Below are 13,525 nucleotides of genomic sequence, written 5' to 3' on the forward strand. Positions count from 1 at the left end.
TTCGGAGTAACGGAAGACCGTCAGCCGAATTCAGCCCACTCGAGCCGGGTGTCGCCGTATCTGCGCGGCGCCAGCGCGTCCCAGCCGCGCGGCGGGTCGATCTCCGCAGCGGCCACCGGACGTTCCACCACCGCGATGGTTCCCGTTGTGGTCCAGCCGTTTTCGCCGAGCAGTTCGAGTATCCGCTGCACCTCCGTGGTGCTGACGTCATACGGCGGATCGGCGAACACCAGATCCACCGGCGCACCGGTACCGGCGAGCACCGCAGCGACGGACCCCCGCCGGACCGCCGCGCCGGCTAGCCCGAGTTCGGTGGCGTTGCGGGCGATGACGGCCGCGGCACGCTGGTCGGATTCGACGAACAACGCCGAGGCCGCGCCGCGCGAAAGCGCCTCCAGCCCAAGGGCACCCGACCCGGCATACAGGTCGAGCACCGCCAGCCCGGTGAAATCCAGCCGGGCGGCGAGCACGTTGAACAACGACTCACGGACCCGGTCCGTGGTCGGCCGGGTGCCCATCCCCGACTTGTGCTGGGGCACCGAGATCCGCCGCCCGCCGGCGGCACCGCCGATGATGCGGGTCAGCTGATCACCGCCAACAGGTCGCCGCCTTCGACATGTGCCGTCGGGGCCACGGCGATCCGCTGCACGGTTCCCGCCTTGGGTGCGGTGATGGCCGCCTCCATCTTCATGGCCTCGATGGTGGCGATGGTCTGTCCGGCCTCGACGGTGTCCCCGGTGTCGATGCCGAGCGTCACCACGCCGGCGAACGGGGCAGCGACGTGATCGGGGTTGCCCCGGTCGGCCTTCTCGGCGGCCGGGGTGGCTGCGGAGATCGAGCGGTCGCGCACCAGTACCGGGCGCAGCTGCCCGTTGAGGATGCACATCACGGTCCGCATGCCGCGTTCATCGGGCTCGGAGACGGCCTCGAGGCCGATCAGCAGCTCCACACCCTTCTCGAGCTTGACGCGGTGTTCCTCGCCGCGGCGCAGACCGTAGAAGAACTGGTTGGCGCTGATCTGCGAGGTGTCGCCGAACTCCTCGCGGTGTGCCTCGAACTCGGCGGTCGGCCCCGGGAACAGCAGCCGGTTCAGGGCGACCTGGCGGTCCACCCCGGTCCGGGCCAGCGCCGCATTGTCGTCGTCGGACAGCTGTTGTTCGGGCCGGGCCGGGCCGCGTCCCTGTAATGCCTTGGTGCGCAACGGTTCCGGCCAGCCACCGGGGGGATCACCCAGCTCGCCGCGCAGGAAACCGATCACCGATTCGGGGATGTCGTAGCGGGCCGGATCCGCGGCGAAGTCCTCGGCGGAGACGCCCGCGCCCACCAGCGCCAGGGCCAGGTCGCCGACCACCTTGCTCGACGGCGTGACCTTCACCAGGCGGCCCAGGATGCGGTCGGCTCCGGCATAGGCGTTCTCGACGTCCTCGAACCGGTCGCCCAGGCCCAGCGCAATGGCCTGCTGGCGCAGGTTGGACAGCTGCCCGCCCGGGATCTCGTGGGTGTACACCCGGCCGGTGGACGTGAACGGGCCGGATGCCGCAACATCGAACGGCGCGTACACCTTTCGCAGCGCCTCCCAGTACGGCTCGAGATCGCACACCGCGGGCAGCGACAGCCCGGTGTCGTACTCGGTGTGCGCGGCGGCGGCCACGATCGAGGACAGTGCTGGCTGGCTGGTGGTGCCCGCCATCGGGGCCGCGGCGCCGTCGACGGCGCTGGCCCCGGCCTGCCACGCCGCCACATAGGTGGCCAACTGACCGCCCGGGGTGTCGTGGGTGTGCACGTGCACCGGCAGGTCGAAGCGTTCCCGCAGCGCAGACACCAACGTGGCGGCCGCGGGCGCGCGCAGCAGTCCGGCCATGTCCTTGATCGCCAGCACGTGCGCGCCGGCGTCGACGATCTGCTCGGCCAGTTTCAGGTAGTAGTCCAGCGTGTAGAGATTCTCGTTCGGGTCGGACAGGTCACCGGTGTAGGACATCGCGACCTCGGCCACCGCGCAACCGGTTCCGCGCACCGCGTCGATCGCGGGCCGCATCGAGTCCACGTTGTTCAGCGCGTCGAAGATCCGGAAGATGTCGACCCCGGTGCGGGCGGCCTCGTCGACGAACGCGTGGGTGACGGTCTCCGGATACGGGGTGTAGCCGACGGTGTTGCGTCCGCGCAGCAGCATCTGCAGGCAGATGTTGGGCATCGCCTCGCGCAGCGCGGCCAGCCGCTCCCACGGGTCTTCCTTGAGGAACCGCAGGGCCACGTCATAGGTGGCGCCGCCCCAGCACTCCATCGACAACAACTGCGGGGTCGTTCGCGCGATGTGACCGGCCACCATCAGCAGGCCGGTGGTGCGGATCCGGGTGGCCAGCAACGACTGATGAGCATCCCGGAACGTCGTATCGGTGACCTTGACGCCACGGGAATCGCGCATCCAGGTCGCGAAACCCCCCGGACCCAGTTCGTCGAGCTTCTGCTTGGAACCGGCGGGTGGCGGGACCGTCAGGTCGACGGCGGGCAGCTTGTCCTGGGGGTAGACCGTCGACGGCCGCTCACCGTGCGGCTTGTTCACCGTCACGTCGGCCAGGTAGTTCAGGATCTTGGTGCCACGGTCGGCACTGGTGCGAGCGGTGAGCAGCTGCGGACGCTCGTCGATGAAGGACGTGGTGATGCGCCCGGCGCGGAAGTCCGGGTCGTCCAGAACCGCCTGCAGGAACGGGATGTTCGTCGACACGCCGCGGATCCGGAACTCGGTGACCGCGCGGCGGGCCCGGCGCACCGCGGTGGCGAAATCCTTTCCGCGGCAAGTCAGTTTCACCAGCATCGAGTCGAAATGCGCGGACACCTCCGCACCGACGTTGGTGCCGCCGTCCAGGCGCACCCCGGCGCCGCCCGGGCTGCGGTAGGCCGTGATCCGACCCGTGTCGGGCCGGAACCCGTTGGCCGGATCCTCGGTGGTGATCCGGCACTGCAGTGCCGCACCGTGCAGAACGATCGAATCCTGTTCCAGACCAAGGTCTTCCAGCGACTCCCCGCCGGCCACCCGCAGCTGGCTGGACACCAGGTCCACATCGGTGACCTCCTCGGTCACCGTGTGCTCGACCTGGATGCGCGGGTTCATCTCGATGAAGACGTGATTGCCGCGCTCGTCCAGCAGGAACTCCACGGTGCCCGCACACGAGTAGCCGATCTGGCGCGCGAAGGCCACGGCGTCGTCGCAGATCCGTTGGCGCAGAGCGGGATCCAGATTGGGGGCGGGAGCAAGCTCGATCACCTTCTGGTGCCGGCGTTGCAGCGAACAGTCGCGCTCGTAGAGATGGATGACGCCATTTTCGCGGCCGGACCCGTCCGCAAGGATCTGCACCTCGATGTGGCGCGGGTTGATCACGGCCTGTTCGAGGAACACCGTGGGGTCGCCGAACGCCGACTCCGCCTCGCGCGAGGCCGCTTCGATGGCTTCGGGCAGGGCCATGGGATGGCTCACCCGGCGCATTCCGCGACCGCCACCGCCGGCGACGGCCTTGACGAACAAGGGGAACTCCATGTCCTGTGCGGCCCGCACCAGCTCGTCGACCGACGACGACGGCGCCGACGAGGTCAGCACCGGCAGGCCGGCCGCCTGCGCCGCCGCAATCGCCCGGGCCTTGTTCCCGGTCAGCTCGAGCACCTCGGCGCTCGGCCCGACGAACGTGATGCCCGCCGCCGCACACGCCGCGGCCAGATCGGGATTCTCCGAGAGAAATCCGTAGCCCGGATAGATCGCGTCGGCCCCACACGCACGCGCGGTCGCGACGATCTCGTCGACGTCGAGGTAAGCGCGCACCGGGTGGCCCCGCTCACCGATCTGGTAGGACTCGTCGGCCTTGAGGCGGTGCAACGAATTGCGGTCCTCGTACGGGTACACCGCCACCGTGGCGATATTCAGCTCGTAGGCGGCGCGGAACGCCCGGATCGCGATCTCACCGCGATTGGCGACCAGAACCTTGGAGAACACTGTCTTCACTCCTCGAGCAATCGATGGGGCGGTGCCGGGACAACATAAACCGAAACGTACGTCTCGGCGCAACAGTGCGAGAGCTATGCAACACTTCGTCGATCTCGGCAGGTTCCGGCAGCAAAGTGCGCCGCTCAGATACCCAGGCCGCCCCGTTTGACCAATTGCTTTACGATGACGCCCTTCTGGATCTCGTTGGTGCCCTCGCCGACGATCATCAGCGGCGCGTCCCGGAAATAACGCTCGACGTCGTACTCGGTCGAATAGCCGTAGCCGCCGTGGACGCGGACGGCATCGAGTGCGATCTGCATCGCGGCCTCCGAGCAGAACAGCTTGGCCATCCCGGCCTCCAGGTCGACGCGCTCCCCCGAGTCGAACTTCTCGGCCGCCGACAGCAGCAGCGCCCGGGCGGCGGCCAGCCTGGTGCCCATGTCGGCGAGCAGGTTACCGACGGCCTGGTGTTCCCAGATCGGCTTGCCGAAGCTCTCCCGATCCTGGGCGTAGGCCAGCGCGTCGTCGAACGCGGCCCGCGCCACCCCGGTCGCGCGGGCGGCCACCTGCAGTCGGCCGACCTCGAGGCCCTTCATCATCTGGGCGAACCCGTTGCCCTCCGCGGCGCCCAGCAGAGCAGCGGCCGGCACCCGGCAGTCGTCGAAGTTCAGCTCGCAGGCCTCGACGCCCTTGTAGCCCAGTTTGGGCAGGTCCTTGGAGATCGTGAAACCTGGGGAAGGGTTCTCCACCAACAGGATCGAGACGCCGCGGTGCGCCGGCCGGGCGTCCGGATCGGTCTTGCACAGCAGGGCGACCAGCCCGGACCGCCGTGCATTGGAGATCCAGGTCTTCGACCCGTTGACCACGTAATGGTCGTCGTCACGGCGGACGACGGTGCGCATCGCCTGCAGATCCGAGCCGCCGCCCGGTTCCGTCAGCGCCATCGTGGCGCGCAGCTCGCCGGTGGCCATCCGTGGCAGGTAACGCTGCTTCTGTTCTTCGGTGCCGAAGGTGACCAGCAGCTTGGCCACCACAGTGTGTCCGCCCATGGCACCGGCCAGACTCATCCAGCCCCGGGCCAGTTCCTCGGCCACCCTGACATAGCAGGGCATCGACACGACGCCGAACCCGTACGGTTCGGGGATCGACAGCCCGAAGACCCCGATCTCCTTCATGGTGTCGATCAGCTCGGCCGGATAGGTGTTGGCGTGCTCCAACTCCCGCACCACCGGCCTGACCTGCTTGTCGACGAAGTCGCGGACCGTCGAGACGATGGCTTCTTCTTCGGCCGTCAGTGCCATCGGAGCCTCCCGAGATCGACGAAATGGCGCGTTGCTCTCGCACTCGAGCGCCGAAACGTACGTTTCGGCGTGTTCGGGCTACAGCAGGGTGGACCAGTAAGCCCAGAACCGGGCCAGGATCGCCAGGATCAGCGCGGCGAACCACACCGCCACGATGGACCAGCGCCACTGGTACAGCGTGCGGGCGACCGCGTTGCCCGCGAGTGGTCGCAGCGCGATCCCGGCCACCACCACCAAGAGCGGGATCGTCACGCTCCACACCACCATGCAGTACGGGCACAGCGCGCCGATGCGATACAGACTCTGGAAGATCAGCCAGTGCACGAACACCGCGCCCAACGTGGTGCCGATCAGCAGTCCGACCCAATACCACTGCGGGATGCGAACTTTCGACCAGGCGAGCACGCCGGTGACGATCACCAGGGTGAACGACACGATCCCGATCAGCGGGTTGGGGAAACCGAACAGCGAGGCCTGCTTGGTCACCATGATCGACCCGCAGGACAGCACCGGGTTGAAGTTGCACGACGGCACGTACTTCGGGTTGATCAGCAGCTCGATCTTCTCGACGGTCAGCGTGAACGACGACGCCAGGCCGATCGCACCGGCCAGCACGATCCACAGCGCCGAGGCCCGCCCCACCCGCGGCGAGGCGTACGCCGGCGCCGGCGAGTCAGCAGCCGGCACCGCCGATGCCTGCGTGTCCGTCATCACGCCGCGGGCGCGACCGCGCCGTCCAGGCCCGGCACGTCGCCGACGATCTCCTTGACCTTGGCCACCAGCGCGTCCGGGGTCGTGTACTTGTAGTCCTCGCCGTTGATGCGCACGGTCGGCGTCGCGGTGATCTTGGCCGCGCCGGCCAGCCCCTCGACCATCTCGTTGTTCTTGCCGCCGTTCACACAGTCGGGCACCGTGCCGACCACACCGGCCTGCCGGGCGGTTTCGATGAGGGCCTTGTTGTCCGGCGCCGGCGCCCCTTCAGGGGGTTGCTGGGCGAACAGCGCGGTGTGGAATCGGCGGAAGGCATCCTTGGTGGCGCTGGTGTCGGCGTCGGCGACGCAGTAGCCGGCATTGGCCGCGCGGGTGGAGTACTGGTCGTTCGCCGAGCTGTTGAGGATCGCCACCATGTAGTAGTCGGCGGCGATGGCACCCGTGTCGATCAGCTTGTTGACGGTGGGGCCGAACGATTTCTCGAACGCCGCGCAGTGCGGGCACTGGAAGTCCTCGTAGAACGAGATGACGGCCTTGGGCTCCGTGCTGCCGTCCTTGGTCACCACCTTTGACGTGGCCACCCGCACCGCCTCGACGTCGCCGGAGTGCTTGGCGGGCTTTCCGTTGGAGACGATGTAGAAGAAGATCCCGGCGCCGATGGCGATGACCAGGGCCGTCAGCCCGATCTGGACCCAGAGGTTTCGTTTGCGGTCGGCCGCCTTCAGGTCGTAGCTGGCGGGGCGCTTGGATTTGTTGGCCACGGTCAACCAGCGTACCGGGCAGCGGGTTCCCCCTCCTCAGCCCCGTCGCAGGTGCGCCCGCAGTGCCGAGGTCAGTTCGTCGATGCAGGTGCTGGAACCGCCGCCCAGGCCGTCGAAGTTGATGAACCCGTGGGTCATCGCGGTCATTTCGCGCAGGTCCACCGCCACCCCGGCGTCGGTCAGCGCGGCCGCGTAGGCATTGCCCTCGTCGCGCAGCGGGTCGAAGCCGGCGGTGACCACCAGCGCCGGCGGCAGCCCAGACAGGTCGGCCGCACGCGCCGGCGAGACCCGCGGGTCGTCCTCCGGCATGGACGTGCCGAGGTACTGGTCGCCGAACCATTCGAGGTCATGCCCGCCGAGGACGAAACCGTCGTCGAACAGGGTCCGCGACCGGGTGGGCGCGCGGATGTCGGTGACCGGGTAGATCAGCAACTGCATGACGGGTCCGATCGCGTCGGACCGGGTCAGTTGCGCCACCGAGGCGGCCAGGGCACCCCCGGCGCTGTCGCCGCCGACGGCGATCCGGTCCGGCCGGACGCCCAGTTCTTCGGCGTGCTCGACCACCCAGCGGAACGCCGCCAGGCAGTCGTCGGTTGCCGCCGGCGCCGGATGCTCGGGTGCGAGCCGGTAGTCGACCGAGAGCACGTGGACGCCCGCATCCCGGCACAGGATCCGCGCCACCGGGTCGTAGGAATCCAGACTGCCGAGCACCCAGCCGCCGCCGTGGAAGTACACCAGCGCGGGCGCCCCGGCCTCGGCGGGCCGGTAGTGCCGCACCTGGATCGGGCCGCCCGGCCCCGGGATCGACATCTCGGTCACATCGACGGACACGGGCGGGCCGCTGAGCGGCACCAGGGATTCGAACAGCCGCCGGCTCAGCGCGGCGTCGTCGTCGAGCACCAGTCCGGTGACACCGACGAGCCGCAGGCCGGCCGTGAACGCCTGCAGGGTGGGGTCCAGCGTGTTGCCGTCGATGACCACGGCGCGGCCACCGGACATCCGCCGTTTGGTGCCGTCGGGCAGCGCCGGCAACAGCTTCGGCGCGGCCCGGCAGGCCGCGATCAGGATCGGGATCGGTAACCGCCGCCGACGTGTTGGTACTGCCACGACTGAGCACGGTAGCGCGCACAGATTAGACCGCGTGTTCGTCTCGCATATATCGTGAGCGGCGCCCAGTAGGTGCTGGGCGCTCTTCTCGACTGGCAGGTGGATCTGATGGCCGTTCCCTCGATCGGGCTCAACGACGACAACGCGATTCCGGCGCTCGGTCTCGGCGTCGCCGAACTGTCCGATGCCGAGACCGAGCGTGCCGTCTCCGCCGCGCTGGAGATCGGCTACCGGCTGATCGACACGGCGTCGGCCTACGGCAACGAGGCCGCGGTGGGCCGCGCGATCGCCGCCTCCGGGATCCCGCGCGCCGAGATCTTTGTCACCACCAAGCTGGCCACCGACGACCAGGGCTTCCAGGGCAGCCAGGATGCCATCAAGGCCAGCCTGGACCGCCTCGGGATGGATTACGTCGACCTGTACCTGATCCACTGGCCGGCCACCGAAAAGGGTAAGTACGTCGACAGTTTCGGCGGCATGATGCGCTCGCAGGCCGACGGTCTGACCAAGTCGATCGGCGTGTGCAACTTCACCCCGGAGAACCTGAGCGACCTGATCGACCTGTCGTTCGTGACGCCGGTGGTCAACCAGATCGAGCTGCACCCGCTGCTCAATCAGGCCCAGCTGCGCGCCGTGGACGCCGAGCGCAACATCGTGACCGAGGCCTACAGTCCGCTGGGCGTGGGCAACCTGCTCGACAACGCGACGGTCACCGCGGCGGCCGCGAACTACGGCAAGTCGCCGGCCCAGGTCCTGATCCGGTGGAGCCTGCAGCTGGGCAACGTGGTCATCCCCCGCTCGTCGTCGCCGGAGCGCATTGCCGAGAACTTCGACGTGTTCGACTTCGAGCTCACCGAATCGGACATGGCCGCGCTGTGCGCTCTCGACGACGGTTCCGGCGGCACCCGGTTCCGGCCGGACCCGGACACCTACACCGGTACCTAGCCCGTCGGGCACGTGCCGGCCGCCTGCCGCAGCCGGTCCGCCGAGGGCCCATCGACCGGCAGGTGGTATCCCCGCAGCACCTCGATGAACTGCAGCGAATACTGGCACCAGAACGCCTGGTTCGGCGGCATCCAGGTGGCCGGTTCCTGATCACCCTTGTCCTGATTCGCCTGGCCCTGCACCGCAAGGAGATTCGCCGGGTCGTTGGCGAACCGTAGCCGCAGATCGTCCGGCCAGTCGCGGGCACCCATGTCCCAGGCGTAGGCCAGCGGCACGATGTGGTCGATCTGCACCGACGCCCCGATCTGGTTACCGCGGACGAACGGGATCACGGTGTTGGTGTAGGGGTCCCGCAGCGTTCCGGTGGCCACGGCATGGGGGCAGCGTTTGATCGCCACGAAGGTCTTGTCGGTCAGATCGCGGTCGAGGATGTCGTTGCGGGTGTCGCACCCGTTGTGCCCGCCGGGCGCCCCGTTGTCGTCGTCCCAGGAATCGCCGAACGCCGCACGCCGGTAGTCGTGCCCACGGATCCGCAACGGCACCAACGGAATTCCGGCCAGGACATCCACCCCGGGAGCGACGGTGGGTGCGTCGGCGGCGGCGACGAACGCCTCGTGCCGACTGGCCAGCACGGTCTGCACCGCGACCACGACGGCCAGCACCGCCGCGAGCGACAGCCATAGCCAGCCGCGCCGACTCATGACTTGTCCAGGTATTCCACCCGCTCACCCTCGGTGAACGGCGCCGCCAGCAGGGCCAGGCCGGGGTGGTCCGGATCGCGGTGGTAGACCTGCTCGCAGAATGTCCGGGCCGCCTCGATGACCTCGCGGTCCTGCCCCAGCGACAGCAGCCGTAGCCCGTAGGAGCGGCCGGACTGGTTGCGGCCCAGCACATCACCCTCCCGGCGTTCGGCCAGGTCCAGATCGGCCAGCTCGAAGCCGTCGAGGGTGGAGGCGACCGCCTGCAACCGCTCCCCCGCCCGGGAACCCCGTGCGAGTCCGGTCACCAGCAGACACAGGCTGGGATGTTCACCGCGGCCGATCCGGCCGCGCAGCTGGTGCAGCTGACTGATGCCGAACCAGTCGGCGTCCATCACCAGCATGACCGTCGCGTTGGGGACGTCGACGCCCACCTCGATGACCGTGGTGCACACCAGGACGTCGATGTCGCCGTCCCGAAAGGCGGACATCACGGTGTCCTTCTCCTCCGGCGGCAGCCTGCCGTGCATGAGACCCAGCCGCAGCCCGGCCAATTCCCCGGTCCGCAGCTGGTTGTAGAGGTCCACCACGGCGGTGGCCTTGCGCGGCGGGCCGTCGCGGGGATCGCGGTCCATTCGTTGGACGGGTTTCTTCTCGTCGTCGTCGATCCGGGCCGCCACCACGTAGGCTTGCCGGCCCGCGGCCACCTCCTCACGGATGCGGGCCCAGGCCCGGTCCATCCATTTCTCCTGCTGGCCGGCGAAGATCACGCTGGTGGCGATCGGCTGCCGGCCGCGGGGCAGCTCCCGCAGCGTCGAGGTCTCCAGGTCGCCGTACACCGTCAGGGCGACCGTGCGCGGGATCGGGGTGGCCGTCATCACCAGCAGGTGTGGTGTGATCCCCCCTTTTGCCTTGGCGCGCAACTGATCACGCTGTTCGACACCGAAGCGGTGTTGTTCGTCCACCACCACCATCCCGAGCTGGTGGAACTCCACGGCATCCTGCAGCAGGGCATGGGTGCCGATGACGATGCCGGCCGCGCCGGAGGCGATCTCGTCGCGCACCGCACGCTTCTGCGCCGCCGACATGGAACCGGTCAGCAGCGCTACCCGGGTCGCGTCGTCGGATCCACCGAGTTGGCCCGCCATCGCCAGCGGACCCAGAACATCGCGAATCGAGCGCGCGTGCTGGTCGGCCAGCACCTCGGTGGGGGCCAGCATGGCACACTGGTAGCCGGCGTCCACCACCTGCAGCATGGCCAGCAGTGCGACCACCGTCTTGCCGGACCCGACCTCGCCCTGCAGCATCCGGTTCATGGGCCGCGATGCCGTCAATTCCGTTGAAATGACCGACAATACGTCGTTCTGGCCGTTGGTGAGCTCGAACGGCAGCCGGTTCAGCAGCGCCGCGCGGAGCCCGTCCTCGCGGGGCAGCGCGGGCGGCCCCGTCTCGGAGAGTTCGCCGTAGCGCCGGCCCACCAGCGCCCATTGCAGGCCGACGGCCTCGTCGAACCGCAGCCGGTCCAGCGCACGGTCGCGTTCGTCCGCATTCTCGCTCAGGTGCACGGCCCGCAGCGCGTCATCCTCGGACATCAGATTCCGTTGGCGCAGAATGTCTTCCGGCAGCGGCTCCGGGACCGGGTCGAGCACCGCGAGAACCTGGCGCACGCAGGCGTAGATGTCCCAGCTCTGCAACTTGGCGGTGGCCTGATAGATCGGGAAGAAGTCGCGGTCGAACAGCGCGAGGTCCACCTCGCCACCGCCACCACCGTCGCTGGTCGCGGCCACCATCTTCTTCAGCGACGCGGTGCCCTTGCCGGTGTCGAGCAGAAGGAACGCCGGGTGGGTCAATTGCATGGTGCCCCGGAAGAATCCGACCTCGCCGGACATCATCACCCGAGCGCCTTCGACCAGACCGCCCTTGAGGTATCTCGGGTGGAAGAAGGTGGCAGTCACACCGTTGTTGAGCGTGACCACCAGGAACTCCTTGCCCGTCTTGCGCGCGCGGTTGGACCTGACCTTCGCGACGGTGGCGATCAGCGTGATGTGCTCACCCTCGTCCGGCGGTGCGTCCCCGTCGCCGAACGCCGTCGAGCCCTTGCTGTATTTGCGCGGATAGTGCCGCAGCAGGTCATCGACGGTGACGATGCCGAAGTGTTCGGCGAGCGCGTCGGCGGCCTTCACCCCGATGACGTATTCGAGCCGGTCGGTCAGTGTGGCCACTTGCTCACTCCACCCCGATGAACAGTGCGTCGCCGTCGTGTCCGGTGTCGTAGGTGACCAGCTCGGTGCCGAGGTGATGCCGGTGCACATGCTCGATCAGTGCCGCGGCCACGTCGGGCGCCGACGCGCCGAGACCCGCTCCCAGCAGCACCGTCACCAATTCCCCGCCCACACCGAGCATCAGGTCGATCAGGCCGCGCGCCGCCGCGGTCACGTCGTGGCGCACCACCAGCACCTCGCCGCCGAAGATGCCCAGGCCGTCGCCGGTGTGACACGGCCCCGCCCACGTCAGCGCGTCCTCGGCGGCCATCCGGACCGAACCGATCCGGGTAGCACCGGCGGCCGCGGCCATCGTGTAGCCGTCGTCGACGGCGGGACGCGCGACGTCGTGCACGGCCAGTGCCGCCAAGCCCTGAACCATGGACCGGGTGGGCAGCGGCACCACGTCGATGCCCCAGCCGATGGCGGCGGTACAGCCGGCCACCAGCTCCTCTGCGGCCACAAAACCGTTGGGCAGCAACATGACCGACGCGGCGCCGGTGTCGACGAGCGCGCGCAGCAGCTGCTGGGCGCTGACCACCGGTCCCGCCCCGGGTTCCTGGGCCTGCAGCACGCAGGCGCCCTCGCCGGCGAACAGCCGCGCCGCGCCCTCGCCGTCGACGACGGCCAGCACCGCGCGGTCGCGGCTCCAGCTGCCCGGCGCCGGCCCGGCGGCTCCCCCGGTCAGCGTGGAGATCTGGATGTGGCTGGGCGTCCCGAAGCGCAGGCCGGCCTCGATGGCCGCACCGGCGTCGTCGGTGTGCACATGCACCGAATGCCCCCCGGTGTGCGTCGGCGCCAGGGCCACCGATTCACCCACGGCGTCGAGGTCCTTGCGTAGGCTCTCGGCCTGTCCGGCGCTGCAGGGGTGGACGTGGAACATCACTTCGAACTGCGGCGGCACGACGACCGTGAGCGTTGGGCCGGCCGCGGTGGGCGGTTCGTAGACCGGGCGGACCGGGGCGCGGCCGGTGACGGTACGAACCAGGGCGTCCAGCAGGACCAGCAGCCCCCGCCCGCCCGAATCGACGACGCCGGCGTCGGCCAGCACCGCGAGTTGACCGGGCGTCTTGTCCAGGGCGACGGCCGCGGCGTCGGCCGCGGCGGTGACGGCCGCGGCCAGATCACCGGACGCGGCGGCACCCTCGGCCGCCCCGGCGGCGGCCTGCAGGACCGACACGATGGTGCCCGGGACGAGCTCGCCGCCCATCGAGGTGATCACCAGATCGATGGCGTGCCGAAGGGCGGCACCGAACCTCTCGGCGTCGATGTCGGATTGCGTCACGTCGGCGATCCCCCGCAGGATCTGCGACAGGATCACCCCGGAGTTACCCCGGGCACCGTGCAGCGCACCCGCGGATAGGGCACGTGCCACGGCTGCCGCGTCGCTCCCGCCGTCGTCGTCGAAGTCCACCCGCGCGAGCGCCGCACGCATGGTGAACAGCATGTTCGTGCCGGTGTCGCTGTCGGCGACCGGGAAGACGTTGAGGCGGTTGATCTCGTCGACGTGGGTGATCAGGTCGCCGACGGCCGCGTGCGCCCACTGCCGCAGCGCAGCGCCGTCCAGGGCCGGGCAGCCGGGCCGCGAGGTCGGCTCCGCCATCGCGCCTCCCGCCTCGGACCACAATTCCCGCTACTGCACTGCCACCACGCGGGCGCCAGCCTAGTCACACGCACCGACAGCACGCCTGCGCGCGTCCACAGTCGCGTGTCCGGCGTTTTGGAGTTCACCACGGCCGACCGGTATCCTGGTCCGGTTGTCGAGTCA

Annotated in this window: 10 protein-coding genes; 1 reads left to right on the top strand and 9 read right to left on the bottom strand. The window is 69.2% G+C overall.

Annotated elements, in window-relative coordinates; translation table 11 throughout:
• Positions 1-20: 20 nt before the first annotated feature.
• The 6 genes from rsmD to U0R18_RS06620 form a co-directional block, all read right to left on the bottom strand.
• On the bottom strand, positions 21-584 hold the full coding sequence (gene rsmD, locus U0R18_RS06595; protein WP_526367483.1) for a 16S rRNA (guanine(966)-N(2))-methyltransferase RsmD: 564 nt from the start codon (positions 582-584) through the stop codon (positions 21-23).
• On the bottom strand, positions 581-3,982 hold the full coding sequence (locus U0R18_RS06600) for a pyruvate carboxylase (protein ID WP_526367107.1): 3,402 nt from the start codon (positions 3,980-3,982) through the stop codon (positions 581-583). The genes rsmD and U0R18_RS06600 overlap by 4 nt, the downstream gene beginning before the upstream one ends.
• Before the next feature lie 134 nt (positions 3,983-4,116).
• Positions 4,117-5,274: an acyl-CoA dehydrogenase family protein gene (locus tag U0R18_RS06605; RefSeq protein ID WP_526367109.1), complete on the bottom strand. Its 1,158-nt coding sequence runs from the start codon at positions 5,272-5,274 to the stop codon at positions 4,117-4,119.
• Positions 5,275-5,352: 78 nt separating this feature from the next.
• Positions 5,353-5,985, bottom strand: coding sequence for a vitamin K epoxide reductase family protein (locus U0R18_RS06610; RefSeq protein ID WP_526367111.1), 633 nt, complete (start codon positions 5,983-5,985; stop codon positions 5,353-5,355).
• Positions 5,985-6,746: a DsbA family protein gene (locus U0R18_RS06615; RefSeq protein WP_526367113.1), complete on the bottom strand. Its 762-nt coding sequence runs from the start codon at positions 6,744-6,746 to the stop codon at positions 5,985-5,987. Before U0R18_RS06615 ends, U0R18_RS06610 begins: the two co-directional genes overlap by 1 nt.
• A gap of 36 nt (positions 6,747-6,782) precedes the next feature.
• Positions 6,783-7,820 (bottom strand): alpha/beta hydrolase, encoded by a 1,038-nt coding sequence (locus U0R18_RS06620; RefSeq protein WP_526367485.1) that lies wholly within the window; start codon positions 7,818-7,820, stop codon positions 6,783-6,785.
• A gap of 141 nt (positions 7,821-7,961) precedes the next feature.
• Here U0R18_RS06620 and U0R18_RS06625 point away from each other — a divergent pair, with 141 nt between their 5' ends.
• Entirely contained in the window at positions 7,962-8,798 is an 837-nt protein-coding gene (locus U0R18_RS06625) for an aldo/keto reductase (protein WP_526367115.1), read from the top strand.
• Here U0R18_RS06625 and U0R18_RS06630 read toward each other — a convergent pair.
• From U0R18_RS06630 to fakA, 3 genes are read right to left on the bottom strand one after another with little or no spacing between them, the layout of a single operon-like run.
• A complete protein-coding gene (locus tag U0R18_RS06630) occupies positions 8,795-9,499 on the bottom strand; it encodes a GmrSD restriction endonuclease domain-containing protein (protein WP_526367117.1) in 705 nt (234 codons plus the stop codon). The genes U0R18_RS06625 and U0R18_RS06630 overlap by 4 nt on opposite strands.
• On the bottom strand, positions 9,496-11,718 hold the full coding sequence (gene recG, locus U0R18_RS06635; protein ID WP_526367119.1) for an ATP-dependent DNA helicase RecG: 2,223 nt from the start codon (positions 11,716-11,718) through the stop codon (positions 9,496-9,498). Before recG ends, U0R18_RS06630 begins: the two co-directional genes overlap by 4 nt.
• A gap of 4 nt (positions 11,719-11,722) precedes the next feature.
• Complete coding sequence (gene fakA / locus U0R18_RS06640; RefSeq protein WP_526367121.1) at positions 11,723-13,360, bottom strand: fatty acid kinase ATP-binding subunit FakA; 1,638 nt, start codon at positions 13,358-13,360, stop codon at positions 11,723-11,725.
• Between the last annotated feature and the right edge of the window lie 165 nt (positions 13,361-13,525).

This window comes from Mycobacterium sp. (assembly GCF_046330795.1).
Lineage (GTDB): Bacteria > Actinomycetota > Actinomycetes > Mycobacteriales > Mycobacteriaceae > Mycobacterium.